Source organism: Microbulbifer celer, from assembly GCF_020991125.1.
Taxonomy (GTDB): Bacteria; Pseudomonadota; Gammaproteobacteria; order Pseudomonadales; family Cellvibrionaceae; genus Microbulbifer; species Microbulbifer celer.
Window position 1 is genome coordinate 2,889,115 of sequence record NZ_CP087715.1, and the last position, 26,458, is coordinate 2,915,572.

General features: G+C 58.5%; 17 protein-coding genes and 1 pseudogene. 5 read left to right on the top strand and 13 right to left on the bottom strand.

All coding sequences use genetic code 11. The features are described 5' to 3' along the window. Positions 1-57: 57 nt before the first annotated feature. From LPW13_RS12215 to ppk1, 4 genes are all read right to left on the bottom strand, one after another. Entirely contained in the window at positions 58-1,104 is a 1,047-nt protein-coding gene (locus LPW13_RS12215; RefSeq protein ID WP_230435744.1) for an alkaline phosphatase PhoX, read from the bottom strand. Continuing rightward, the gene (locus tag LPW13_RS12220) at positions 1,104-1,541 is read right to left on the bottom strand and encodes an alkaline phosphatase PhoX (RefSeq protein ID WP_230435746.1); all 438 of its coding nucleotides are present in this window, start codon (positions 1,539-1,541) and stop codon (positions 1,104-1,106) included. Before LPW13_RS12220 ends, LPW13_RS12215 begins: the two co-directional genes overlap by 1 nt. Positions 1,542-1,635: 94 nt before the next feature. Then, positions 1,636-4,305, bottom strand: a complete 2,670-nt coding sequence (locus tag LPW13_RS12225) for a TonB-dependent receptor (protein ID WP_230435748.1) — start codon at positions 4,303-4,305, stop codon at positions 1,636-1,638. 361 nt (positions 4,306-4,666) lie between these two features. Beyond that, complete coding sequence (ppk1, locus tag LPW13_RS12230) at positions 4,667-6,808, bottom strand: polyphosphate kinase 1 (protein WP_230435749.1); 2,142 nt, start codon at positions 6,806-6,808, stop codon at positions 4,667-4,669. A gap of 93 nt (positions 6,809-6,901) precedes the next feature. Here ppk1 and LPW13_RS12235 point away from each other — a divergent pair, with 93 nt between their 5' ends. Continuing rightward, complete coding sequence (locus LPW13_RS12235) at positions 6,902-8,383, top strand: Ppx/GppA phosphatase family protein (RefSeq protein WP_230435751.1); 1,482 nt, start codon at positions 6,902-6,904, stop codon at positions 8,381-8,383. Then, positions 8,380-9,861 (top strand): protein adenylyltransferase SelO, encoded by a 1,482-nt coding sequence (locus LPW13_RS12240; protein ID WP_230435753.1) that lies wholly within the window; start codon positions 8,380-8,382, stop codon positions 9,859-9,861. The genes LPW13_RS12235 and LPW13_RS12240 overlap by 4 nt, the downstream gene beginning before the upstream one ends. 389 nt (positions 9,862-10,250) lie before the next feature. On the opposite strand, the gene LPW13_RS12245 is transcribed toward LPW13_RS12240, so the two are convergent. Further along, positions 10,251-11,423, bottom strand: coding sequence for an endo-1,4-beta-xylanase (locus LPW13_RS12245; RefSeq protein ID WP_230435755.1), 1,173 nt, complete (start codon positions 11,421-11,423; stop codon positions 10,251-10,253). Positions 11,424-11,692: 269 nt separating this feature from the next. Between LPW13_RS12245 and LPW13_RS12250 the strand changes: the two genes are divergently transcribed. Continuing rightward, complete coding sequence (locus LPW13_RS12250; RefSeq protein WP_230435756.1) at positions 11,693-13,072, top strand: glycoside-pentoside-hexuronide (GPH):cation symporter; 1,380 nt, start codon at positions 11,693-11,695, stop codon at positions 13,070-13,072. Positions 13,073-13,111: 39 nt separating this feature from the next. Then, complete coding sequence (locus LPW13_RS12255) at positions 13,112-14,722, top strand: glycoside hydrolase family 43 protein (RefSeq protein WP_230435758.1); 1,611 nt, start codon at positions 13,112-13,114, stop codon at positions 14,720-14,722. 151 nt (positions 14,723-14,873) lie between these two features. Here the strand turns inward: LPW13_RS12255 and LPW13_RS12260 are convergent, their stop codons facing one another. Continuing rightward, on the bottom strand, positions 14,874-15,551 hold the full coding sequence (locus LPW13_RS12260; RefSeq protein ID WP_230435760.1) for an NUDIX hydrolase: 678 nt from the start codon (positions 15,549-15,551) through the stop codon (positions 14,874-14,876). 221 nt (positions 15,552-15,772) lie between these two features. Between LPW13_RS12260 and LPW13_RS12265 the strand changes: the two genes are divergently transcribed. After that, positions 15,773-16,192: a DUF2147 domain-containing protein gene (locus tag LPW13_RS12265; RefSeq protein WP_230435762.1), complete on the top strand. Its 420-nt coding sequence runs from the start codon at positions 15,773-15,775 to the stop codon at positions 16,190-16,192. A 171-nt stretch (positions 16,193-16,363) separates the two neighbouring features. On the opposite strand, the gene LPW13_RS12270 is transcribed toward LPW13_RS12265, so the two are convergent. From LPW13_RS12270 to LPW13_RS12295, 7 genes and pseudogenes are all read right to left on the bottom strand, one after another. Beyond that, positions 16,364-17,917 (bottom strand): MDR family MFS transporter, encoded by a 1,554-nt coding sequence (locus LPW13_RS12270; protein ID WP_230435764.1) that lies wholly within the window; start codon positions 17,915-17,917, stop codon positions 16,364-16,366. A gap of 2 nt (positions 17,918-17,919) precedes the next feature. Beyond that, positions 17,920-19,020 (bottom strand): HlyD family secretion protein, encoded by a 1,101-nt coding sequence (locus LPW13_RS12275; RefSeq protein ID WP_230435766.1) that lies wholly within the window; start codon positions 19,018-19,020, stop codon positions 17,920-17,922. Further along, positions 19,013-19,462 carry a MarR family winged helix-turn-helix transcriptional regulator gene (locus LPW13_RS12280; RefSeq protein WP_230435768.1) on the bottom strand — a complete coding sequence of 150 codons (450 nt, stop codon included), beginning with the start codon at positions 19,460-19,462 and terminating at the stop codon, positions 19,013-19,015. The genes LPW13_RS12275 and LPW13_RS12280 overlap by 8 nt, the downstream gene beginning before the upstream one ends. Before the next feature lie 185 nt (positions 19,463-19,647). Continuing rightward, positions 19,648-20,058: an Lcl C-terminal domain-containing protein gene (locus LPW13_RS18260; protein ID WP_377563980.1), complete on the bottom strand. Its 411-nt coding sequence runs from the start codon at positions 20,056-20,058 to the stop codon at positions 19,648-19,650. A 14-nt stretch (positions 20,059-20,072) separates the two neighbouring features. Then, positions 20,073-20,894, bottom strand: a pseudogene (locus LPW13_RS18265) (Lcl C-terminal domain-containing protein); the annotation flags it as partial. A 2-nt stretch (positions 20,895-20,896) separates the two neighbouring features. Beyond that, positions 20,897-22,138, bottom strand: a complete 1,242-nt coding sequence (locus LPW13_RS12290; protein WP_230435772.1) for a DUF1552 domain-containing protein — start codon at positions 22,136-22,138, stop codon at positions 20,897-20,899. A 51-nt stretch (positions 22,139-22,189) separates the two neighbouring features. Continuing rightward, complete coding sequence (locus LPW13_RS12295) at positions 22,190-26,086, bottom strand: cellulose binding domain-containing protein (protein WP_230435773.1); 3,897 nt, start codon at positions 26,084-26,086, stop codon at positions 22,190-22,192. Positions 26,087-26,458: the final 372 nt, after the last annotated feature.

A 26,458-nucleotide genomic window follows, 5' to 3' on the forward strand; every position in this document is an offset into this window, starting at 1 on the left:
AAGCGACCAAATACCGCCTGTTACGCTTTTATCGCGCACACAGTTTCCAGATTCGCCTCAAACCGACTCCGTATTCAGTACCATCGCCTGCTGACGGCTGCGCTCACCCAGCGAGTGCCATGGCCCGGTGATTGCCAGTGTCAGTCCGGGGCGCTGTATATTGACGAACAGGGTCGAACCGTCCGCAGAAAAACAGGCTCCACAGAACTCGCCATTGTCCGGGTGGGCGTTCATCGCCAGGGTGTACAAGCGGCCGTCCGGCGTCATACCGCGAATATAGTTGCGCATGTCCGGTGCGCTATCGTAGCTGTCCTCACAGATAATCAAGTCACCCCAGGGGGCCACAGCCAGATTGTCGCAGGACTCGAGGATGGCGCGGTCGTGGGTTTCATAAACCATTTGCAACCGCGCCGGCGATGCCTTCTCTTCACTGGTGCCTTCGTCAGGGCTGGGCAGGTAGCGCCATACCTGGCCGATTTTTTTGGGGCCACCGCCGGTGGCAGCGAAAAAGATCTCCCGGCGGCCGTTTTCCCGCTGCGCAAAGGCAACCCCCTCACAACGGCAAAAACGCGCAGCGCCGGCGGCGACACCGCGCTCTCCGAGATCCCCTTCGGGGTTTTCTACCTCTTCCAGATCGATCCAGTCGCATTCAAAAGTCTGCGTGGTGGTCACCTGGTGGGCGGCAGCGTCTTCCGAATCCTCCAGCCAGTTGCGGGTTTGCGCCGCGGGCCAGTCGCGAATCACCAATGCCTGCAGCCTTCCCCCATTGTGTAATTCACCTGGAGTCTCGGGGATAAAGCGGTAAAACATCGCCTGATCGGAATCTTCCGTCAGGTAAACAATCCCGGTGGTACTATCTACCGCCGCCGCTTCGTGTACAAAGCGGCCCATGGCCTTCAGTGGCCGGGCCTCCACCAGCCCGCGCGCGGCCGCCGGCACTTCGAAGATATAGCCGTGGTTACGGCCAAACCCCTGCTCTGGCCCCGCCAGGGTCTCTTCACAGCTCAACCAGCTTCCCCAGGGGGTGGCGCCCCCGGCACAGTTGCGTGCCGTACCCGCGAGACTCAAGTGCGAGCGCTCAATACGCCCGCGGGTGTGATCCACTACCAGCGTGGTGGTGCCCCCTTGACCGGTAGATCCCGCCGATAGAGATCGAATATCTCCTTACGGTATTTGTCGATGACATCGGCCTTGCGATCAAAGGGGCCGACTTCTTCACCGATAGAATCCAGTTCGTGATTTCTCACCAAGAGACTCTGGTGCGGATTACCGGGCACCGGAAACGCCGCCATACCGTCCGGAGCACTGGGAGTGAGCAGACCGTCACTCATGATATCTCCGGTTTGGGTGAGCACCCGATACCCGAACCCCGGGGGGAGATGCAGCAACGCGCCCTCCTTTGCGACCAACTCGCCAAACCCTCGACTCCCTCGAACCGGGTCCAGCCGGTACTGCTGGGCCAGTGCCGAAACACTGCCCAATCCACCAAAGGCCACAGCGGCTGCCGTAGCCCGCTGCAGAAAAATACGGCGACTCAACATGTTCTACCTCTTCACAATAAGAAAAAGGCTGCACTCCAGGGGAGTGCAGCGAAAGATTCGAAGACGATTGTCACAATCGCTTCGGGGACCAGGATCAGAATTTTGCGCGTACACCGAAGTTAACGGTGCGACCATAGTTGTGCACCTGGTGCAGACGATCCTCCGAGCCCACGTAAGTGGAGGGGCGATTTTCCAGAATGTTCACCGCCTGCATGAACGCTTCATAGTTTTCCGCAAACCGATAGCTGGCCCCCATATCCAGGGTGCCGATTCCTTTCTGGTAGTAGGAGGTTGCATCTTCTTCCGTGGGGCGGGAGGTCACGGTAACCCCACCATCGGTAAGGTAGTCATCGCGCCAGGTGTAGCTCAGATTTATCTCGAACGGGCCGGACTCGTAGAACGGCGAAATGGAGTAGCTTTGATCGGAGATCCCTTGAATACCCGCGGTCTGGACACCCACGTCCGACTTGTCGAGCTCAAGCTTGGAAGTGGCAAAGGTGGCGGTGGCAGAAATACCGAGGCCCATCTCCAGGCGCCCGGTAAAGCCCAACTCGAGACCGGAAATCGCCACATCACCGACGTTTGCCGGAGAGCTGACCAGGACATCCACCGGCAGGGTGGAACCGTCATGCACCGCAAATGGCAGGGTGCGGGTTTCAAAGTCGGACGCGATATAATCGTCCACATCCTTGTAGAACCCGGCGATGGAGAAGGCACCAAAGTCGTCAAAGTACCACTCAAACGACATATCCAGGTTCCAGGAAGTGTAGGGCTTCAGGTAAGGATTCCCGCCCGCGGCGGTCAGGATCAAACTCGGGTCATTCATGGCCGCAGACCCCAGCACGAAGATATCCGACACAGTGCCACTGTTCGGCACCACCACATCCCGCAGCTCGGACAAAGAAGGCCGTGTCATTGTCTTACTACCGGACAAGCGCATGATCACGTCGTCGGTCAGATCAAAGTTCACATTCAGGCTCGGCAGCCATTCTTTGTAGGTATTGTTGGTGGTGCGCGCGCTGGACACGGTGATGACATTACCCTCGCCATCGACTTCGGCCGTGGCCAGGGTGCCATCGACCAGACTGTCAGTCTCTACATAACGCACGCCGGCAATACCGGTAAACGGAATGTCGTTGATCTGGGAAGCAAAATCTACTCTCGCGTACGCAGCGAGAATCTCTTCATCGACACCGTAGGAGTTGCGCAGGTCCGCGGCAGTGGGTTCAAGCTGGCTGGCACTGGGCTCGACGCCATCAAACTCGCCGTCGATCACGAAGGCGTCGCGCCACACCGCCCAGTCTGCGGATGTCCACAGCTGGCCCTGGCCGATAACCTGGTCGAAAGTATTGCCGGGGACCATCACACCGTTGAAGCCGTCGCTCAGCTCCAGCCCATTGCGCAAGGCAGTCGTGCTGCGGTCCCGGCGCTGATAATCACGGGAGCGGTCGGAAACCTGAACCCCCAGTTTCATCTGGGTGAGATTCAGGTTGGCGAACTCCATATGGAGATCGCGCGTGGCATCAAATTTGAAGGTGACATCTTCGTCCTCAGAGTTCATCGGACGAATGCGGTAGCGGCGGAAAGGAACAGTGGCCGGATCGGTCAGATCCAGATCCGTGTAGAGCGCGTTGATTTTGCCATTGCTTACGGCATCGGTGCCGAGGTCGAAAGTGGTGTTGCCCACGCCCTCTTCGGTACGGTATTCAATGCGCTGCAGCGGCGTTTCCAGATCCGAAGTCGCACGGGAGAAACTCACCCGGGGCTCGAAGATCCAGTCGGCGACATTGTACTCGGCACCGGCAATCACGATAGCGTTTTCGTGCGCCTGATCGGAAAACTCCGTAGTGTTACGGATACGGGCACCATTGAGAGTACCGGCCACCAACCGGCCATCGTCGATAACTGCGGTGCTCTGGTCGAGATTATCCCAATAGCCCCAGGTCTGGTAAGTCAGGCGGCGTTCGGCAATCTCGTTGTTGAACTGCGAATACTGCATATCCAGATCAAACTCGAAATTGTCAGTCGGTCGCCACTGCAGGCCACCGACCGCACTCATGCGGTCCCGTTTTTCCTGCTCCAGAGTAACCTGAATATCGCCGGGTACCGCCACGCCATGGAGGTATTCCGCATCGTTAACGTCTTCCTCACCGATGACGCCCCAGCCGTTCCCCAAACGCTCAAACTGGACCTCGCGCTCCTGGTAAGACACACCGCCCAACACACCAAAGGTGCCTTCACTGTTCTGCCAACTGGCAGACACCGCACTCTTCGGTGACATGGCATCGGCGCGCTCTTCGTAGGTACCCTCGAAGGAAGTAGACAGGAATGGATCGCGATCCAGTGGGTTGAGCATACGAATCTCTACCGAGGAACCGATACCGCCTTCCGTCATATCTGCCGTGGGTGCTTTGGATACCACCACACCGTCAATAAGGTCGGCTGGTAGTACGCGGAAGCGGAACTGACGGCCGGACTGGCCGGAAGTGCGGATATTCTCGTTATAGGCGAGCGGCATGCCGTTCAGAGTGACAGACTGAAAATTCGGACCGAGGCCACGAACACTGATGAACTGCCCCTCACCCGCTTCACGAACAATGGTCACCCCGGGTACGCGCTGTAGTGCTTCGGCAACATTCACTGCGGGCAGCTTGCCAATATCGGCCGCAACAACCGCGTCGGAAATGGACTCTCCTTCCCGCTTGACATGGATAGAGCGGTCGAGACTGCCGGCAAAAGTGCCCGTCACAACAATCGTTTCCATTCTCTCTTCAGATTCAGCCTGTGCGGAAGCCTCACCAGCCCCAATAGCAGCGGCACAAGAGACGGCTACCAGAAAGTTATTTCTGCTCAAAAAGGGGACAGCTTGCGCCAGGTATTTTTTACGGAATTGTGCGCGCTTCATTTCGAAATCCTCAGTTCCCATGATCGGTTGATGGTTGATAAAACCGGAATATTCGCGGCTTTGGTCAACCAATCATGTAGAGTTCAAAATGACGGGAAAGGGGACATTTTTTATGATTTTTTTATCGTTGAGGAACCTTCATTTAACTGACACAAAATTCAATTAATATTGGGAACACCTGCGCCTGAAAACCAGGCTCAAGTCGCCCCTAAAAGCCAGCTCAAACGCGCTTTTTCAGATAACGATAAATTGCATCTTGAGCGCGCATCGTTTTTTTGCTCCTGCGATTGGCTATGTGGGTATTACTCTGGTTACTGTCAAGAACCCGCGCCTTCTGGTTATCTCGCCACTGCAACTCGAGAATATCCAGCACAGTCTGGCGGTGGGTCGGGCTGGTGATTGGAAACGTCACTTCCACCCGGTGATCCAGGTTGCGGGTCATCAGGTCGGCGGATGACAACATGACACTGGGGTCACCCATATTGTGGAAAACATAGACCCGAGCGTGTTCAAGATATTTATCCACCAGGCTGATCACCTGAATATTGTCCGAGACACCGGTTACCAGAGCGCACATGCTGCGCACAATAATACGGACTTTTACCCCCGATTCTCCGGCGCGATATAGCGCCTGGATGATCTCAGGATCCACCAGGTTGTTACATTTGATAAAGATCGCCGCGGGTTTTCCCGCTTCAACGGCGGTGATCTCATGTTCGATCGCTGTCAGGATACTCGGGCGGTTGGTATGGGGAGACACCCAGATATGGTGGTAATCCGGCTGCAAATGCGGCTGGCGGATAAAATCGAATACCCGGTAGGCGTCCTCCCCCATTTTCCGGTCACTGGTCAGCAGGCTGAAGTCACAGTAAAAACGTGCAGTACTCTCATTGAAGTTACCGGTGCCGAAATGGCTGTAGTAGCGCGTTTTACCGGCATCCTCACGTACGATAGAAATCAGCTTGCAGTGCACCTTGAGGCCGGGCACACCGTAAATAACCTCGACGCCCGCATCCCGCAATTCATTGGACCAGTGGATATTGGCCAGCTCGTCAAACCGCGCCTGTAACTCCACCACCGCCGTAACCTGCTTCTGATTGCGCACGGCATTGATCAGCGCCGCAATCACGCGGGAGTTTTTTGCCACCCGATAAAGGTTGACCCGGATCTCTTTGACCTTGGGATCAATGGCCGCAGAGGCGAGTAATTTGGTGATCACGCGAAAGTCGTGATACGGGTAGTAGCAGAGGCGGTCTTCTTCGTCCATCCACTCAAAAATGTTCGCTGCATCCGGCAGGGTGGGCAGCGGGCTTCTGGGCCGGTAGGTATGCGCTTTATGGTCCGCAGGGAAACTCATGAAGTCTTTGGAATTGTGGTAGCGCCCACCGGGGGTATAGCTGTCGTAGCGCCCCATCCTGAGTTTTTTCTTGATCAGTTCCAACAGCACTTCCGGGGTCGCTGCATCGTACACCAGCCGTACCGGCTCCGCCTGGGCACGTTTCTTGAGCGATTTAGCCACGCGGTCAACGATGTTCTGGGTTACATGTTCGCCCAGCTCCAGCTCCGCGTCGCGGCTGATCTTGAAGGTGAATGCCATCGCCTTTTCGATTGGCAGCACATGACGGAACACATCAACCAGGCAGGCCCGGATAACATTGTCGAGCACGATATAAACTTTCTCCCGCACCCCATCGCGGTGTGGTATCGGAATAAATCGCGGAAGAATATCAGTAGGAATCTCCAGCCCCGCAAAACGCAGGCTGCCATCTTCCAGCTCGAGATAGATACCAAAATAGATACGCGCTTCATTTAGCAGCGGCATGGTATCCCGGTCGTCGATAAAGAAGGGTTCCAGCTCCGGCAGCACCTCGCGGTGAAAGTACTCCTCCACATAGGCGCGCTGATTTTCGGTGAGCTGGCTTTCATTGATCAGTTGGATATTATGCGCACCCAGATCTTTCAGCACCTGGTTATAAGCATTGCCAAAACGGGTCTGTAACTGCATCACCTTTTCATTGATACTGGCCAGCAAGGTGGAGAAGTGCTCTTTCTTCCTGCTGCCCTTGGCAAAGGTTGCAAGGCGCCGTACATCGGCAACCCGAACCCGGTAGAATTCATCCAGATTGCTGGAGAAGATGCCAAGAAAGCGAACCCGTTCAATAATCGGCACGTTTTTGTCTTCCACTTCCTGCAAGACACGCGCGTTGAATGAAAGCCAGCTCAACTCTTTGGGAAAGACCGGAAATTCTTTTGCCATACTGGATGCAGCTACTGTCGTTGGTGAGTCGGGATTCTTTTTACGCTCAGGGGCGCCGCCGGTGCGCCGGGTCGAACCAGCCGGCACCGCAACCACGTCTTCCATGCAGGGACTCCTCAATATCATGGTGCCATATTTAGCCATAGGCGATCGTCGCCCAGTTTGCTACATTTTTGTTACACGATTTTTACAGCCAGAATGATGACAGCCGATCAGCCAGCAGAGCGCTACGCCGCCCTGGACCTTGGGTCCAACAGTTTTCACCTGCTTTTGGCAGAGTTTCGCGACGAGCGCATGGTGCGTCTGCACACCGATCGCGCCATGGTTCGCCTGGCCGCGGGGCTCGATGCCGAACGCAATCTGGCCCCCGAGGTTGCAGAACGGGCGCTGGAAGCATTGCGCCGCTTCAGTCCCGTACTACAGGACCTTCCCGCGGAGAATGTGCGCGTCGTGGGGACCAACACCCTGCGCGCCGCGGCGGAAAATGCCGACGGTTTCCTGGAAGCGGCGGAATCCATCCTCGGCGTACCGGTGGAGATCATCAGCGGCATCGAGGAAGCGCGCCTGATTTACTCCGGCGTGATGGCGGCGGCGGAAGGCGAGCCCACCCTGCGCTGTGTGGTAGATATCGGCGGCGGCTCCACTGAGCTGGTGCGCGGTATTGAAACACCCCGATTACTGCAAAGCCTGAATATGGGCTGCGTCGCCTACAGTCGACGCTTTTTCGACAGCGGTAAAATCGACAGCGGCAAGCACAATCACTTCATTCGCGCCCGCCGCGCAGCACAGGCTGAGCTGCAAGAGCTGCAACACCTGGCGGATGACGCCCTGGTGGTCGGCGCGTCCGGTACCGTGAAGTCCGTCGCACGGGTACTGAATGAGGGTAAACTTGACCCCATCCTGCGCGATGACCTCGATGACCTCGCCGACAAGGTCGCCGCCTGCAAGACCATTGAAAGCCTGGAACTTCCCCATCTGGATCCCGAGCGCCGACCGGTGTTTGCCGCCGGGCTCGCGATCCTCCACGCCATTTTCCGTGAACTGGATATTCGTGAAATGCATGTATCCCCGTATGCCATTCGCGAGGGGATTGTCCACGACCTCGCCGGCCGGCAGCGCGGTGGCGACCGCCGCGCAGATACCATTGCGGCACTGATGGAACGCTGGCAGATCGATCCCGAACAGGCCCAGAGGGTTGCCAATACGGCCCTGCAGTTTCTCGGCCAGTTAAATCCGCATACGCCGGTTGGCGATCGTCGCCTGCTGCGCTGGGCCGCCGATCTGCACGAAATCGGACTGGCGCTTTCCCACAGCAGCTTCCGAAAACTTGGCGCTTACATGATCGAACACGCAGATCTCGCGGGGTTCGGCAAAGGGGAGCAGGAAAACCTGGCCTATCTGGTACGCAACCAGCGCGGTGACATCAAAGCAGCACGGGAGCACTACGGTTTCCACCCCGATAGCGACCTGTTAATGTGCCTGCGGCTGGCGTGCATCGTGCACCGGGATCATGTCGATCGCAGTATCGATGATCTGCAACTGAGCGCCGATGGCCCCGGTTATTGCATGACCGTCTCCGCAGACTGGCTATACCAGAACCCCGCGATCGAAGACCTGCTGAATATGGAAGTCGATTGCTGGGCAGATAAAAACATTTCCCTGACCTTGAGCAGCCCGTGACTGACAGCAACCGCACGCTCGACGACATCCGTCTTCAACATCGCTACGCCGATCTCGGCCCGGTATTCGGCACCCCCACGGCCCCCACACCGCTGGAAAATCCGGTACTGATCCACGTGAACCCGGCTGTACTTTCACTGCTGGGTCTGGCCCCGGAGACGGCACAAGATCCGCGGCTGGCAACAATCACTACCGGTGAACACCTGCTGCCCGGCAGCAAACCCGTGGCGATGAAATATACCGGCCATCAGTTCGGCGCCTACAACCCGGAACTGGGGGATGGCCGTGCGCTATTGCTGGGAGAGATTGAAAACAACGGCCGACTCTGGGATCTCCACCTCAAGGGTGCGGGCAAAACCCCCTACTCCCGCTTCGGCGACGGCCGCGCGGTGTTGCGCTCCACCATTCGCGAGTACCTCGCCGGTGAGGCGCTGACCGCACTGGGTATCCGCAGCACCCGCGCGCTCTGTCTCGTCGACAGTAAAACGCCGGTGGCGCGGGAGAAAATGGAAACCGGTGCAGCACTGATCCGCGTCGCGGAAACCCATATCCGCTTTGGCCATTTTGAATATCTGTTCTATACCCGTCAGCTGGAAGCGCAGCACAAGCTGGTGGAGCATGTGTGTGCGCAGTTTCTGCCGGAGGTAGCCGACAAGCCGGTACAGGAGCAGGCGGAGGCGCTGTTGCGTTTTACGGTAAAACGCAGCGCGGAGATGGCGGCGGGCTGGCAATCTGTGGGTTTCGCCCACGGGGTGTTGAATACCGACAACATGTCGATCATCGGTGATACGTTCGATTTCGGCCCGTACGGTTTTCTGGACGATTACGAGCCCGGCTTTATCTGCAATCACTCGGATCATACGGGGCGCTATGCCTTTGATGCCCAGCCCGGGGTAGTGTTGTGGAATCTGAATGCGTTGGCCCATGGGTTTTCCTCACTGCTGGATACGGAAACCCTGAAGAGCTGCCTGGGAGATTTTCAGCCACTGCTTATTGATTTTTACGCGACGCGGATGCGGGCGAAGTTGGGCCTGGCGACTGAAGAGGAAGGCGATCAGCAGTTGTGCGCGGATCTGCTACAGGTGCTGGACGATGGACGTGTGGATTATTCGGCGTTTTTCCGCGCGTTGTCCCGTTACCAGGGGGAACGTCCCGCCGCCAGTCTGGAATCACTGGTCGCGCCGGGGCAGCATGAGAACCTGGGACAGTGGTTGAGTCACTACGACCAGCGCTTGCAGAGGGAGTCGGTAACACCGGCAGAACGCAGCCGTGCGATGTTGCGGGTAAATCCGAAGTTTGTTTTGCGGAATTATCTGGTGCAGCAGGTGATTGAGGCGGCAGAGGCTGGCGATTACGCGCCTTTTGAAACGTTATTCATGTTGCTCCAGTCGCCGTTTGATGAGCATCCGGAGTTTGAGAGTTGGGCTGGGGTTCCGCCCGAATCTGGGAAGCATCTGCCCATTAGCTGCTCTTCGTAGCTGACTTGATTTTTATGTTCTTGTTTTGTGGCCCCCTTTGTTCTCGGTTTGTGGCGTCGGCGCACTGGGTATTGGTTTTCAAAACCGCCATGCATACATCCCTGTAGGCTGCGTCGGAAACGTCCCTGTTTCCGACGCTTTTGAAAACCAATCCCCAGCACTCCGCCTTCACGTGGGGCTTTCGACTCTGCTATTTGTCACGAACGTGCTTTCACGACTTCAAAAGTAAGTTGAAGTTTTTTGCGAAGGCGTCGATACCGGGGGCAGCTTTGCGAGACCGTCTGCGGCCAGGACGGCCGCAGCCGAGCCCCCAGGGATGGGTACACGGCGTGTCTCGCAAAGCTGCCCCCGGTAGCGGCGCCGCCACGAAACCATAACCGAAGCACCAATCAACCGGACCTGGACTCCCCCTTAAGCCCGGCTACCGAGTAATAAGCCTCTTTGGGCCGTCCCTCACGATCAAAGATCAGCGGATAGTTGGTCCGCCCAACCACCGGCCAATCATTCTTCCAGGATTCCGCATCGGTGGTCCCCCAGAGAGAAACCCGACGAATCTTGTCCTTGTGCTTCAAAAATAGATTGAACAACGACTCGTAACGCGCCGCCAATTGATCGGCGACCTTCTGCGGTAATCCATCTCTGAACGGGTTGAGTTCGTCGGAGTATTCGAAATTGGTAGAGATCTCCGCGCCCATGTAATCGTACGCCTTCGGCAATACATCCACTTCCAGCTCGGTGATATGCACCTCGAGACCCGCAGCCGCGATAGCCTCGATACTGGCTTCCAGTTTCGCAATTTCGGGCTCGCTCAGGTGGACATGGGCCTGCATACCAACGCCCTCAATTGGCATCCCCTGCTTGCGGAACTTCTGAATCTGCGCCAGGGCAAAATCCCGCTTGGCCGGTATGGTCATGTTGTAGTCGTTGTACAGCAGTTCTGCCTTCGGGTCGACCTCCCGGGCGAGGTGGAAAGCACGGGAGAAGTAGTCTTCACCAAAGGTGTTGTACCAGTGGCTCTCACGCCACTTGCCATCGTCGGTAACCGCTTCATTTACCACGTCCCAGGCCTGGATCCGCCCCCGGTAACGGCCGGCTACCGCGGCGATATGCTCCTCCATGGCCTTTTGTACCACCGCCTTAGGGCGCGGCTTGCCGTCTTGGTCGATAAATACCCACTCCGGCATTTGCGAATGCCATACCAACGTGTGACCGATGGTGTACATACCGGTGCGCTGACCGTACTCCACAAAGTAGTCGGCGCGCTGCCAATCCCAGCTGTCGGCAGTGGGATGAATCTCTTCCCACTTCATCGCGTTTTCCGCGGTGATTGCGCTGAACTCCCGCGCCACCAGTGATTCCAGTGACGGATTCTGACCCAGCAGGGTCGTATTGGAGAGCGCCGTGCCAACGGCGAAGTCCGGCGCGAACAGCCCCGCCAGACCTGACTGAGGCGGCGTGGTGGCCGCTGCCAGCAATGAGCGGGGGCCTGCGGTACCCAGGACCAGGCCGGCACCTGCTGCGGCCAGGGAGTTGCGCAGAAACTGTCGTCTGTCACCATTCATCGCGATTTCCTTCCTCTTGTTCTGTTTATTTTTTAACCTTTCTGGCACAACACAGACCCGGGGCCACTAGACAGCCCCTGCCGCTGTGTTATAGTCAACCAGACTATTATTAATAACCGGCAAACGCCAGTATAAAAATTCGCAAAAAGTGAAAACTAATAAGCGAAACGAAAAACCCCTCTGTTTGCTGCCGTCCGTCTCACATCACCAAGTGATCAGCAGGCATACGGTGCGAATAGCGATAACAATAAGAGCCAGAGAGAAAACCCATGCAACCCTCAGCGATCAGTATCCGCGAGAAAATCGGCTACGGCCTCGGAGACACAGCCAGCAATATCGTGTTTCAGGTGGTCATCAACTTCCTGCTGGTGTTCTACACCGATGTCTTCGGCATCTCCGCCGCCGCCGCGGGCACGCTGATGTTGGTGGTGCGCATCTTTGATGGCATCACCGACCCGCTGGTCGGCGGTATCGCAGACCGCACCCGCACACGCTGGGGACGCTACCGCCCCTTCCTGCTGATCATGGCTCTGCCCTACGCCGGGCTGGCGGTACTGGCATTCACCACCCCAGACCTGGGTGACAATGGCAAGCTGGTCTACGCCTATATCACCTATACCCTGCTGATGACGGTCTACACCGCGATCAACATTCCCTACTCCGCCCTCGGCGGGGTGATCACCGAAGACACGGCCGAGCGCGCTTCGATCCAGTCGTACCGGTTTGCCATGGCCATGGTGGGGGGCGCACTGGTCTCCGCAGCGACACTGCCGCTGGTCAATCTGCTGGGCCAGGGCGACAAGGTTTTTGGTTACCAGATGGCGATGGCGGTGATGGCGAGTATCGCGGCACTGTGCTTCTTTGTCTGCTTCTGGTCCACCCGCGAACGGGTAGAACCGGAACCGCAGGAAAACCAGAGCAAAAACTTCGCGCTCGATTTTTTCAATCTGTTCCGCAATAGCCAATGGGCGGTCATCGCCGCGGCCACCTTCTTCCTGCTGGTGCTGGTGGCCATGCGCGGTGCAGTCACGCCCTACTATGTGACCTACTATTTCCAGTCGGAAAACCTGGTGAGCATGTTCGTCACCCTGCCAATGCTGGCAGGCGTACTCGGGGCCATCAGCACCAACTTCCTCACCAAGAAATTCTGCAAAGTGCGCCTGTTCAACTGGTCCATGATCGGTGTGGTAGTGACCCATGTCGCGCTGCTGCCTCTGGGGAGAGACCAGGTGTATCTGGCACTGGCCATGGCCATGGCTGCCAACTTTGTCCACATGATCGCGATTCCGCTGGTGTTTTCCATGGTGCCAGACACAGTGGACTACTACGCACGTAAAGGGCACCCGAAAAAAATGGCGATGGCCTATTCCGGCCACCTGATGGCACTGAAACTGGGGCTCGCCTTTGGCGGTGCCTGTGCGGGTTGGCTGCTGGGATATTTCGACTATGTGCCCAATACGGAACAGAGCGAGCGCACCCTCAATGGCATCGTGCTGATTTATGCCGCGGGGCCGGTGATCTGTACTCTGATCACAATGATCATCTTCCGTCGCTACCGCCTGAGCAACGCATTTATCGCAGCGGGCATGACCGAGGCGATTGAGACTGAATCCAAAGCTGACACCAAACCGGCCCCATCACCGAACTAATCGAGACCCAACTGAACATTCTTTCGAAGTAAGGACGAGATGAACAATCCAATCTTAAAAGGCTTTAACCCGGATCCTTCCATCGTACGCGTGGGTGACGACTACTACATCGCCACCTCCACGTTCGAGTGGTACCCCGGCGTTCAGATTCACCATTCCAAGGATCTGGTCAACTGGCGGCTGGTGTCGCGCCCGCTGAATCGCAAGGCACTACTGGATATGCGCGGCAACGCGGATTCCTGTGGTGTCTGGGCGCCCTGCCTGTCCTACAGCGACGGCAAGTTTTACCTGGTGTTTACCGACGTAAAACGCTTCAACGGCAGCTTCAAGGACGCGCACAATTACATCACCACCTGCGACACGGTGGACGGCGAATGGAGCGATCCGCTGTATATGAACAGCAGCGGTTTTGATCCATCTCTGTTTCACGATGACGATGGTCGCAAGTGGTTTATGAATATGGTGTGGGACCATCGCCCCGGCAAAAATCCGTTTGGCGGTATCCTGCTGCAGGAATTTGACCCCAAAGCCGGCAAACTCGTGGGACCGATCACCAATATTTTTCGCGGTACCGAAGCCGGTCTTACCGAGGCGGCGCATATCTATCGTCGCAATGGTTACTACTACCTGCTCACCGCCGAGGGCGGCACCGGTTATGAACACCGGATGACGTTTGCGCGCGCAAGAAATATCGAGGGCCCATACGAAGTCGATCCCAACGGCTACTTCCTGACGTCTGTGGATAACCCGGACCTGGCGCTACAGCGCTCCGGTCACGGCGATATTGTGGAAACCCCCAACGGTGAGATCTTCGCGGTGCACTTGTCCACAAGACCGCTGCCTGGTCTCAAGCGCAGCCCTCTGGGACGCGAGACGTCAATCCAGCGCGCGGAGTGGAGTGAGGACGGCTGGCTGAGACTCAGCCACGGCAATAATCAACCGCAGGCAGTGGTGGATGCACCGGACCTGCCGCCACACCCGTGGCCACAAGCCCCGGCAAGGGATGAGTTTGACAGTACGGAACTGCCGGATCATTACCAGTGGTTGCGCACGCCCTTCCCGGAAAACTTCTACAGCCTGACGGATCGCCCGGGGCACTTGCGTCTGTACGGCAAACAGTCCATCGGTAACCAATTCGAGACCGCACTCATCGCCCGTCGCCAGGAGGCTTTCTGCTTCACCGCCACCACCTGTGTGGCGTTTGAGCCGCAGACTTTCCAGCAGATGGCCGGACTGGTGTGCTACTACAACGGACAGAAATTCCACCATCTGTACATTTCTCACGATGATGACCACGGAAAACACATTGGCATCATGAGCCATAGCGACGGCGAGGTGACGGACCTGGAATATCCGCTGGGTAACTACGGCTCCGGCAGCGAACGCGTAGTGCCGGTACCGGAGAATGCGCCGATTTACCTGCGTGCGGAAGTGCGCTTTGCGGAGCTGGTGTTCAGCTGGTCCACCGACGGGGAAAACTGGCAGCCGGTGGGCGATACGCTGGATTACAGTATTGTTTCCGATGAGGCCGGGCGCGGTGAAGGCGCCAGTTTTACCGGTGCCTTTGTGGGTATGTGTTGTCAGGATATTTCCGGTGCGGACTGCCCGGCGGATTTTGACTTCTTCTCCTATGAAGAAAACCAGAGCTGAGACGTAAACGACCGCTATAGCTTTTTATTTTCACCGAGGCGCCGCTGTCCTGCAGTCAGGGGCGCACTCTCTCTCCCACTGACTTTCTCACTGTTGAGCTGGCCCGGGCACTGCCCGGGTTTTTTTTGCTCAGGTCTCGCACCTCAACCGTCTACACCTCAAATACGAAACCCTGCTCGGTAAGTTCGTTATAAACTTTTCGATCAAACCGGTAGAGGTTGGCAGCGCGGTAACTTACGCCGGACTGCTTTTCATCGGTGGACACCAGCAGGTTCATCTTCATCATTTTGCGCCGGAAATTGGGCTTGTCCAGCTTGGTGTCGAGTATTGCCTCGTAAAGCCGCTGCAGTTCCAGCAGGGTGAACTTTTCCGGCAACAGGTTGAAACCAATGGGTTCGTGGCGCACCTTGTGCTTGAGGCGCGCGAGGGCAATGTCGAGGATTTCGCTGTGGTCGTAGATCAACCCGGGAGTTTCGCGTACATTTACCCAGCGCGCTTCCATATTGTCATGGCCTTCCGACAGTACGTGGGCATCGGATCGCACCAGCGCATAAAAGGCGACAGTGATGATGCGCTCGCCGGGGTGGCGGTCGAGGGCACTGAAGGTGTGCAATTGTTCAAGATAGATGTCTTTCACCCCGGTACGGTCGAGCAATACACGGCTCGCGGCCTGCTCAAGTGTTTCCTGCGATTGCAGCCAGTCGCCGGGCAGCGCCCAGCGTCCACTACTTTTGCCTTCGCCATACTTGACGGTCAACACTTTGAGTTCGCCGTCGTCCAGTCCGAAGATGACGTTATCTACTGTCAGGGCATGCCTGGGGCTATCCATTATAACAAGCTCTTTCGGGCAGTTGTTTTTACGCCGGGTTATTTGAAGGTTGGCGCGTTATTTCGGGGATTATCCCATAGTTCCGGGGCGATCACAGCGACAGCGCGGGGGAGTCCAATCCACTGACTCGGGCAGCAACTACACTGAATGTGAAGTCCCGGGCGGGCGCTGACCCAAATTAATGGTATGGTCACACATCTTTCCTAGCGATGGTAACTACGATGAAACTGATGAAAATTTTCCTGATTGCTTTCACCAGCCTCCTGTTTGCCCAATTCGCGTTTGCGGATGTGGTGGGTCGCTGGAAGACGATCGATGATGAAACTGGCCAGGCCAAATCGATCGTGGAGATTTACGAAAAGGGCGGAAAGTATTACGGCCGAGTGGTGGATCTGCTGACGAAGCCGGACGATACGGTTTGTGAGGCCTGCCCGGGCCCGCGCAAGGGGCAGAAAATTGTCGGCATGGATATCATCACCGGTATGGTGAAGAAAGGGGATGAGTACGAGGGCGGACAAATTCTCGACCCCGTAAAAGGCAAGATCTACGACTGCAAATTCTGGGAAGAAGACGGCAAGCTGATGGTGCGCGGCTATCTCGGTTTCTTTTACCGGACGCAGTCCTGGTATCCGGTGAAGTAACTCCGAGTCCGGCGGTTTTGAAATAACGTCGTGGCGGCCCTGCTTGCGGGGCACGCCGTAAGCCCATCCATGGGGGTTCGTCTGCGGCCATCCAGGCCGCAGACGGTCCCGCAAGCAAGTTTCCGCTATCAGGGCCTTCCCACTACACTTCCGAGCGCGGTTCGAATACCGTTACGTTTTACGATCCGGATTAGACAACAAAAACACCAACGGCATCGCGAGAATGTTGATCCACATCAACATGTGGAAATCATTCACGTAGGCAATCTCCGCCGCCTGACGGGCCACCTCATCCATAACCGCTACCGGCAATGCACCGATGGTGTCTGCAGAAGGAAGGCCATTCAGCATACCCACCGGTAACTGCACCCGCTCACCCAGCTGCTGCTGATTGATCCACAGGTTGCGGGTCAATGCCGCCATCACGATCGATACCCCGATGCTACTGCCCAGGTTACGCGACAGGCTGAACAGTGCCGTGGCCTCGCCGCGGTATTGCGGTTCCAGGGTCACGTAGGCCAGGGTGGAAATGGGGACGAACACCAGGCCAAGCCCCAAACCCTGGACGATACCGGTGACGATCAGGTCGTGCTGGCTCACCTGCAGATTGAAGCCGCTCATCTCCCACAGGGAGAATGAAATCAGCCCCATGCCGGCGAGGATCAGCAGGCGCGCATCAAAGTGTTTCATCAACTTGCTGACCAGCATCATCGAGATCATGGTGCCGATGCCCCGTGGCATGAGGATCAGGCCGGTGGTGACGACCGGATAGCCTTTCCACTGCTGCAGGAACGGTGGCAGCAATGCCATGGTGGCGAGCAGGATAATGCCCACAACAAAAATGAAGACGAGCCCGGAAACATAGTTCTTATCGCGGAACAGTCCCGGTGAGATAAACGGCTTTTCCGTGGTGCGCGAATGCAGAACAAACAGGTATAAACCCAGCGCGGCAGCGATGGCGTAGAACTGGATTTCCAACGCCTCAAACCACTCTACCTGTTCGCCGCGGTCGAGCAACATCTGCAGGGCGCCCACGGCCAGGGCCAGCATTGCAAAACCAAGGATGTCAAAACGTTGTTTACGGGTTTCGCTTTCCGGTACACAGAAATAGATCCCGAGCATCGACAGAATGCCGAAGGGGACATTGATGTAGAACACCCAGCGCCAGGAATAGTACTCGGTCAGCCAGCCGCCCAGGGTCGGCCCCAGAATCGGGCCGATCATCACCCCCACGCCCCAGATACTCATGGCGGACGCGTGTTTTTCTTTGGGATAGGTATCGAGCAGCGTAGCCTGGGACAGCGGCACCAGAGAAGCACCGAACACACCCTGCAGCAGGCGCCACAGGATCATTTCATTCAGGCTGCTGGCCTGGCCGCACAGCATGGACGCGAGGGTGAATCCGCCCACGGACCACAGGAATATCTGCCGGCGCCCGAAACGCTGGGTGAGATAGCCCACCGGCGGCGTCATGATGGCCGCGGCAACAATATACGAAGTGAGCACCCAGGTGATCTGGTCACTGCTGGCACTGAGGCTACCCTGCATATGCGGCAGCGCCACGTTGGCGATGGTGGTATCCAGCACCTGCATGATAGTCGCCAGCATGATGCTGACGGTGATCATCAGCTCACCACCAGATGCCTTCTGGCGCTGCGCCAGCTCCGGTAGTGCTGCAGGCGTAGAACCAGTGCCAGAACCAGAGTTTACTTCCCCCGCACTCATGTTCAGAGCACGATCCGGCTGTCGCCATCACCGGCACCGTTGGCGCGGGCAGACACCAGTTTGTGGTCTTCGGAGATATCAATCTCCACCTCGGCACTCATGCCCGCACGCAGTATCGGCGTGTAGTTTTTGCGAGAATGATCACTGGGCAATAAACGCAGACGCACCGGCACCCGCTGTACCACCTTCACCCAGTTACCACTGGCGTTCTGCGGTGGGATCAGCGCGAATTCACTGCCACTGGCGGCAGCGAGACTCGCCACCAGAGCCTGGAATTTCACGCCGGGGTAGGCATCCACCGAGACCTCCGCCTGCTGACCAGCGCGGACTTTTTCCAGTTGGGTTTCTTTCAGGTTGGCCTCGATCCACATCGCCTCGGTATCCAGCATGCTCACCACGGCCATCCCCGCCGGCGCCATTTCGCCAACTTGCGGCGCGTCGTTGGCAATCACACCGGAAACCGGGGCAACAATGCGTGTGCGCGACAGCTGATAGCGCGCCTTGTCCAACTGCGCCTGGGCCACCATCACATCCGCCTGCTGTTCCAGCGGCACCCGGGAGTTGCCGCCCAGTTCTGCGCGCAGGCTGGCGAGCTTCTCAGTATTGATGGCGATCTTGGCGCTCGCCTGCTTGAGCATCTGACGGGATTCATCCAGCTGCGCTTCCGACAGCGCCACCTTACCCAGCTTCTCGTTGCGCCCCAACTGACGGCGGTAATAATCGGCGTCTTCCTGAGCCTGGGCCAAAGCTGCCTCCGCTTCGGCGTATTCTGCCTGGCGCGCGTGAATCTGGTTTTTCATCTGCGCCAGATGCGCTTCGGCTTCCGCGACAGCGAGACGAAACGGGGTGTCATCCAGCTTTACCAGAACATCCCCTTTACTCACCGCCTGGTTCGCTTTCACCATGACCTCGGCGACGATACCGCTCACCTCCGGTGCCAGCGACAGTTTGTCGGCTTTTACGTAGGCGTTCTCAGTGTGTACGCGGCCAGCACCGCCCCAGATACACCAGGCTGTCACTGCGGCCGCCGCCAGAATCCCCGCGGCAAAGCCCAACGTGCGCTTGTTGATATTCCCCAATGCCCTGCCCTCTGCATTAGCCACTCACTACCTCCTCACGACTCAGGTTTTCCCGAATCCGGCTCAATAAATTGGTCAGTTGTTCCAGTTCTTCAGCGGAGATCCCCGCCAGCGCCTCGTCCCGCACCTCACCGGCCAGGCCGCGCAGGATAACCAGCACCGGCTCCGCCGCCGGGGTAAGAAACACCCGGAAACAACGCCGATCCTGTGGATCTGGCCGCCGTTCCACCAGCCCCTCCTGCTCCAACTGATCGATCTGACGCGCCAGAGTGATGGGTGCCACATCCATACGCTCGGCGATTTCCGCCTGCTTCAGGCCCTGCTCTTTATTCAGCATCCACAGCACCTGCCAGCGCGAGCGGGTCATACCGTGCGCCTTGGCGCGGCGATCAAAGTTGCGTTTCAACAGGCGGGCGGCGGTATGCAGTTCAAAGCCCAGCTGCGCCTCTGTGTCGGTTGTATGCATGGAAGCCCTGGATGAAATCCGGATGGTACGGCGGACCGGGTAGCGCCGCTCTTAAGGGCGCTTATTGTAAGGATGCTTATTAATTTCACAAGTCCGGGGACCACCGGTACCTTCCCTACAAAAAGAAAAGGCCACCCGCTTGGATGGCCTTTAGTATCTTGTTCCATTGCGGACAGGGCGGTTTTTTACTGGGCGTCGCGCACCAGGCGGATGGCTTTGGGTTTTTCCCGTTCGCCGTAGGTGAGCGCGCCGGTTGCGAAATCCACATACCAGGAATAGTGGGTATGGAAATTGGACGGTGACGAGGACCAGACGTCCGTTGAGGCGGCGTTGGAGAAAAGCACGCGGTTGATCGCCGGTCCCGCACATTGCAGTTCGAGCAGGCTGCCCAGCTCGCGAATATTCGGCAGGCGCGCCAGATCAGGCCCGTTTCGGTGTCGGCAACAGAACCGTCGTCCTGTTGTCGATAGCGGGAGGTGGGTGCCGAGGCCGGGATCTGTTCGCTGTTGCAGCCCTGAGCGGCCGGCGCCGGAGCCGCCGACAGCGGCGGTACCGAAGCCGGGTTGGGTTCGCTTTTCCCGGGCCCGTCCGCCCAATCCCTGACCAACCTGATATGGCGGCCGTTGTCCCGCGGCATGGGCGCGGAGTAGCCGAACTGAAAGTTGACCGCCCAGGCCCTCTGTTGCAATTCGGCGTCCGGCGAATGGCTCCAGTAAAAACCGTCTTTGGTGTTGGGAAAATAGGTGGTGTCGATGGCGGGGGCGTTGCGCCCGAAGTTCACCAGGCCGGAGAGTTCGTCCAGGGTCGGTACACGCCAGTCATTGAAGCCGCACAGGCCCCGCCGGTTGATGCGGCTGACGAATTCCTCGATATTGCAGTAGGTGGCTGGCTGGCCTTGGACGTAGCCTGTGCACTGCGCGTAGCGGCTGTTCCAGTCGCCGATGGCGCCGCCGTTGGCGCTTTTGTCCGGGTTGTACCAGGTGAACACATCGTCGGCGTCGTGGCGTCCGCGGTTGCCGTAGACGCCGTCGCCCGGCTGTTTGACTTCCCAGGCCAGCCCGGAGATTTCATCCAGCACACAGTGCCAACTCTGCGCGTCCGCAGGCAACGGTTCGCCCCCGGCCCCGATCTTGCGATAGGCGAAGCCGGTCGCGCCATCGGCGCTCTTGCCGGTGGCGGTGTCCCGTCCCTGGTTGCAGTCCTGCTGACTGAGGATATCACCCGCCACGGATTCCCCGCCGGGCGATCGCTCGAAGTCAATGATTGCGGTGCAATCGCTATTGACGCCCCTGGGATAATTGGCGCCCCAGGTGATGCCGGTATCGTTGAGCCGCGCCTGTGGCGAGGATTCCCGCCCGGATTCCGAGCATCCGTTCAGGTAGGTGATTGCCAAAGCCAGCGCAATAACCTTCGCAGTTTTATCCCCGAACATATTCAGGTCAAAACCCCCGGAATCACTTCGCTCTGATAGCCCTGGTAGAGTGGGTGCTGGTGGGCCTGCAAAGCTACCGCCGCCGTGTGTATCTGATGCAGCGGCGTATACGAAGCGCCGCCGGCATTGGATACGCCGCGCTGTATGGCGCCGCCGCCGCCGGCCATGATCAACGGAATGTCGCTGTTGCTGTGGGCGTCGCCGTTGCCCATATCGGTGACCTCGCAGACGATGGTGCTGTCGAGTATGCCGCGGTCCCGCAGGCGGCCAATCAGTGATGCTGACAGGCTGCTCAGGTGGGCCCGAGTCTCCCGGTAGTGGGGGTAGGTGGGGTCGCCGTCGTTGCCGCCATGGATGGATGAGTGATAGGTGTTCTGGAAATCCAGGTAGGGCAGAGTGAACTCGGCACCGTCGTTGCCCAGCGCCAGGGAGCAGGAGGCGGTGAAATTACACTCCAGCGCCAGGGCGATGATATCCGCCTGCAATTCCGCCTGTTGTTGAAAGGTGGAAAATTCAATCGGGAATTCGGCCGGTGGGCTGGCGGCCGCGCAAGACATGCCACCACCGCCCAGTTCCTGCAGGCGCCGCTGGGTTTCCTCGATCGCCGTCAAATGAGAATCGAGGCGCTGTTGTTCGTAAGTGCCCAGTTTTGTTTTCAGGGCGTTGACCGCATCCAGGTGCGCGTCCACCGCGTTCAGCTTGGGGTCGCCGCCGCCGGCCTGCAGATTCCCGAACAACCGGTTGAAGGCGTTGAAGGGGTTGTCTTCAAACGGCACATCCGAGCCATTGTCCTTGGTCAGAACGCCTTTGCCATTGCTGTGCACGCCCAGGTTGACATAGGTGAACGGCAGGTTCTCGCCGAGGATTCTGCCCATGTTCACGTCGAAACTGTCGCCGCCCCAGCTGTTGTTGATGATGGTGGGCATGACGCCGTGGCCGCCGCGGTGGTGACTCATGCTTCTGAGGAAGTTGCACTCGCTGGCGACGGTGCTGTAGGGCTGGGACATGGCCCCGAAACTGGTCAGGTCGCCGTTCGGATACCAGTGCTCCGGCAGGGCGCCGTCGGGCACGTAGATGACCACCGATTTGTTGGGGCCGGTCTGCGCCTCGGCCAGGCGGGAGGCCATCATGCCCCCGACCAGCGGCGAGGCCCGCAGCAGTCCCTTGCTGATACCCGCGGCGGCGAAGATTTTCAATAAATCCCTGCGCCTTTTGTCAAACACGTTTTTGTATGGCTTTTTCATAACTTGCGCCCTTATTCTGTTTATACGGCTGATCGGCTGGGTCCGGCTGCCTCAGCGCTGCCACTCTTTGCGGTAGCGCACCGCATCCAGTGTGCTCATGTTTTCGAGCATCGCCCGGGGGCTCTGCTGCACCAGGGTGTCGGTCATATCCTGCACCGTGCAGGCGTAACCCTCCTCCTCGACCGGATCCAGTGCCCGCCCTTCCGGGTTGGAGCTGTCGATGCTGTCGTGCCCCACCCCGAGCATAAAGCGGAACATATTCTGCGATACGCAAGACTGCGCAGCGGGCAGGGTCGCCAATAGCTGGCCCAGGCCGCGCGAACCCTCGAACGCGATCGACTCGCCGCGGTTGCTCAGCACATCCGGTGCGTACAACGCGCCGCTGGCGTCTATCAGATTGCCGTTAAGGTCGACGCTGCGCGGGTTGCCCACCGCATCGAAGTCTTCCATGCCGCCGCCGAGGGGGTTGATCCACTCCTGGTGACAGTTCAGACAGGGCGCCACGGAAGTGAGCGCTTCGTACTTCATGCGGTTGGTGGTGGCCGGATCGGCGATCAGGTCCGCCAACTCCTCAAGTCGCTCGGCGCGGCTTTCCGTGATACCGGCGGGCGGATCCGGCTGGTCCTGGCACAGCATGCGGCGGCGCACGCGCACCGAACGCCGGATCGGCGAGGTTTCGGTCAGCTCCGCCCAGCGCGCCATAAAGGCGCCGCTGGTGAGAATGCCGCCGCGGTCGCTGGTGGTGACCTGCTGGAAGTCGTCGCCGGAGACGCCGCTGATACCGTAGTGCTGCGCCAGGGGTCCGTTGACGAAGGTCCAGTTGGCGTCGTAGAGGGAGGCGAAAGACTCGTTGCCGTTCAGCATCACCTCGGCGAAGACTTCGCGGATTTCCTGCTCCATATGCGGCGCCACATCCTCGAAACCGGGCCACACTGCCGTATCCTTGGGCGCGTTTTCCAGGCTGTCGGTCCCCAGCCAGCTTCCAACAAAGTCACCCATGGTGTCCCGGGCCTCAGCCAGATCCAGCAGCCGCTGCGCCTCCTGGGTAATCTGCGCCGGGTCGCGCAACTGGTCGTTGGCCGCCTTCTGCAGGGCGATGTCATCCGGGGTGGAACCGGCGAACGAATAGCTCAGCCAGGTGGCCATTTCGTGGGAGGTCAACTCGAAGGCGTCCATGTCTATTGCACTGTTGGCCGGATTCGATTCACCCAATTCGTGGCGATAAAGGAACTGCGGTGAGGACAGCATGGTCATCAGCGCGAGCTGTATACCCGCCTGCACATCACCTTCGGTAAAGGTGCCATTGGCCAGTTCCGAGTAGGTGGCCACTTCCTGGCTGTCCAGTGGTCGCCGGAAAAGTTTCGGCGCAAAGTCGCCGATAAACTGATCCACACAGCTCTGGTTAAAGGAACCGCAGTTCAGCGCCGGCGAGAAGTCGCGCGCCGCCGACCAGGCCGCTATTTCCTCGGCCGCCGTCAGGTAGCGATCGTAGGTGCTGGTCACCATCGAGGCGTGGGCGTTGTTGATGAAGTATCCCACCTGGCTGTCTTCAGCCAGACTCTCGGCAGCGGCGAAATTTACCCCCAGGAGATCCCCGACCGTGTTCTGGTACTCGGCACGGGTCAGGATCTTCAACTGGCGGGCGCCGTAGCGGACCATCTCGCAATTCAGCGGCTGCTGGTCTTCCCAGAAGGTATCGGCGATATAGTTGCCGACCTTGTCCGCGCAGTCCGCGCCGCAGACCTGTGGCTGATCCTGGGGCATGGTGTCCTCGATAAACCCGATCATGAACTCCAGGTCCTGAGGCGTGGTCAGCGGAATGCCGATGGAACCGCCGTCGCCGGCGAAGCCGTGACAGTGGGCGCAGTTGGCTGCATAGATCTCGCCGCCGGTCATATTGCCGGTGCCGCCGCTGCTGGACGAGGAGCTGGAGCCGCCGGACGAGCTCGAACTGCTGCTCGACGAGCCGCCGGATCCGTGGCAATCGGGTGAGTCAAAGCTGCCGTCATGGTCGCCCTGGAAGCCGAACTTGACGCTGTCTCCGGGGGAGAGATCACCATTCCAGCCGACGTCGCGGGCGCTGACGGTATTGCCCGAAACCGCCAGGTCCACATTCCAGTAGCCCGTGACCTGCGGCGCCTCGCTGAACTGCAGCGCGATCTCCCAGCCGCTCACCGCGCTGGTGCCAGCGTTGCTCACGGTGACATCAAATTGGTAGCCGCCATCCCAGACATTCTCGTAGGTGATTTCGCAGGAGACGCCGTCACCACCGCTACCCCCACTGGACGAAGAGCCACTGGACGAAGAACCGCTTGAGCTGGAGCCGCTTGAGCTTGAGCTGCTGGAGCCGCCCGAGCTGGAGCTGCTTGAACTGGAGCCGCTGTCCCCGACGATCCGGTGCAGTGTGCCACCGATAATATCCACCATGTAGATTTCGCCGCTGTTGGATTCGCCGAATGATGAAACTCCCAGATCCGTATCCAACAGTTGGTACATGGCATCGGTATAGGCCCAGACCCTGCCACTGACGTAGTCGCCGAAAATATAAGCGCCGTTCATGCCCGCGATCTGCGAGCCGCGATAGACGTAACCACCGGTGACCGATTGCCCCTGTCCGTGATCGTATTCGAACACCGGGTCGTCGTAAGGGCCGGTGGAGTTACAGTTGTTGGAGGTGCTGTGGAAGCCCTCCCGACAGCGCCAGCCGTAGTTGCCGCCGCTTTCTATCACATTGATTTCCTCATACCCGGACTGGCCCACATCCGCCAGCCACAGATCGCCGCTGGCCTTGTCAAAGCTCCAGCGCCAGGGATTTCTGAGGCCGTAGGCGTAGATCTCCGGCAGGCCGCCGCCGTTCGCAAAAGGGTTGTCCGCGGGAACGGCGTAGGGAGAACCGCTGTCCACATCGATCCTGAGCATGGCGCCGTGCCAGTTACTGGTGTCCTGGCCGTTGGCCTCGGGGTCGTTGGCGGAACCGCCGTCGCCAAAACCGATATACAGGTAGCCGTCGGGCCCGAAAGCGATGTGGCCGCCGTTGTGGTTGGCGTAGGGCTGCAGCAGGGTGAGGATATCCTGTCGCGAGCCGGCGTTCAGGCTGGCGCCGCCCGCGCTTTCCGTAAAGCGCGCGATCACCGAGGTCATCGGCTCCGAAGCCGGCGTGGTGAACGACAGGAACACCTGGCCATTGCTCTGGTAGTCCGGATGGAAGGCCATCCCCAGCACACCGCCCTCGACCGCGGTATCCACCAGGCCGGACAGATCCAGGTAGGTGTTCTTGGTGGCCGTGGAATTGTCGTTGGCATCGATCCAGTAGACGGTGCCGGTTTTTTCCAGCACATACCAGCGGGAATCGTCGCCCGGCGCCTGCATCAGGCCCAGCGGCTGGCTGAAGGTCAGGTTTGGGAACGCCCGCTGCAACGCCACCGCCGGGGGTGGCCCGCTGGGGCCGCCGCCACTGGAGGAACTACCGGAAGAGCTGGAGCTGCCGGAAGAACTTGAAGAGCTGGAGCTCGACGAACCGGAACCTGAACCCGAACCGCTGCTGGAGGAGCTTGAACTGGAACTGCTCCCCCCGTCACAGATGGATCCGGCTATCGCCGGTACCGAAGCACTGCCGGCACCGTTGCTGACCTGCAGGCCGACTTCGGCGAACTGATCCGGCTGAAGGTTGCCGTTCCAGGAAAGATTGCTCGCGGTATAGGGGTTGTCGCCGGAGATTTCGGCATTCCAGCTATCGGCCACCACTGTGCCGTCGCTGTACTCCCAACTCACCTCCCAACCGTTGATGGGGCTGGTGCCGTTGTTGGTGATTCGGATACTCGCCTGTGCGCCGGAGCCCCAGTCGTTGGCCACGACGTACTCGCAGGTCGCAGCGATCGCCGCTGACGTGGAACACCATGCGCACAATAGCAGCAATAATGATGAGATTTTCTGGATGGGATTTTTCATTATTATTTCCTGCACCGTTGCCATGTAAACGGATGCCACCGTAGTGCGGCGGCGCGTGTACTGTTTAGCCCCCGGAGTTTACCGGCGACTTGAAGTGGAACGCAGAGACGACCGGCGGATACCGGCGACGCTTCGCTCTACCAGCGTGAGGTGTGGAAATAGAATTGGATATGCCTGGCCGACAGGATCAGCCGGATACCTTCTTGTAATATTTTTTATTATCTCTTTATATTCTCAGGCCACTTTTCCGGGCCCTCCGATACCGGTATCGGAGGTTCAGGCTTGCGACCACTGATACAGATTTCACAGCAATGTAATCGTTTCCATTGCGACCCACAAGAAATGAAGAACAGCTTAGCGCCTATTTCATTT

What these genes read in the sequence shown, in the direction of transcription:
- LPW13_RS12220 (WP_230435746.1), bottom strand. Translation starts at nt 1,541, where the DNA reads ATGTTGAGTCGCCGTATTTTTCTGCAGCGGGCTACGGCAGCCGCTGTG.
- LPW13_RS12225 (WP_230435748.1), bottom strand. Translation starts at nt 4,305, where the DNA reads ATGGAAACGATTGTTGTGACGGGCACTTTTGCCGGCAGTCTCGACCGC.
- ppk1 (WP_230435749.1), bottom strand. Translation starts at nt 6,808, where the DNA reads ATGGAAGACGTGGTTGCGGTGCCGGCTGGTTCGACCCGGCGCACCGGC.
- LPW13_RS12235 (WP_230435751.1), top strand. Translation starts at nt 6,902, where the DNA reads ATGATGACAGCCGATCAGCCAGCAGAGCGCTACGCCGCCCTGGACCTT.
- LPW13_RS12245 (WP_230435755.1), bottom strand. Translation starts at nt 11,423, where the DNA reads ATGAATGGTGACAGACGACAGTTTCTGCGCAACTCCCTGGCCGCAGCA.
- LPW13_RS12250 (WP_230435756.1), top strand. Translation starts at nt 11,693, where the DNA reads ATGCAACCCTCAGCGATCAGTATCCGCGAGAAAATCGGCTACGGCCTC.
- LPW13_RS12255 (WP_230435758.1), top strand. Translation starts at nt 13,112, where the DNA reads ATGAACAATCCAATCTTAAAAGGCTTTAACCCGGATCCTTCCATCGTA.
- LPW13_RS12260 (WP_230435760.1), bottom strand. Translation starts at nt 15,551, where the DNA reads ATGGATAGCCCCAGGCATGCCCTGACAGTAGATAACGTCATCTTCGGA.
- LPW13_RS12265 (WP_230435762.1), top strand. Translation starts at nt 15,773, where the DNA reads ATGAAACTGATGAAAATTTTCCTGATTGCTTTCACCAGCCTCCTGTTT.
- LPW13_RS12270 (WP_230435764.1), bottom strand. Translation starts at nt 17,917, where the DNA reads ATGAGTGCGGGGGAAGTAAACTCTGGTTCTGGCACTGGTTCTACGCCT.
- LPW13_RS12280 (WP_230435768.1), bottom strand. Translation starts at nt 19,462, where the DNA reads ATGCATACAACCGACACAGAGGCGCAGCTGGGCTTTGAACTGCATACC.
- LPW13_RS12290 (WP_230435772.1), bottom strand. Translation starts at nt 22,138, where the DNA reads ATGAAAAAGCCATACAAAAACGTGTTTGACAAAAGGCGCAGGGATTTA.
- LPW13_RS12295 (WP_230435773.1), bottom strand. Translation starts at nt 26,086, where the DNA reads ATGAAAAATCCCATCCAGAAAATCTCATCATTATTGCTGCTATTGTGC.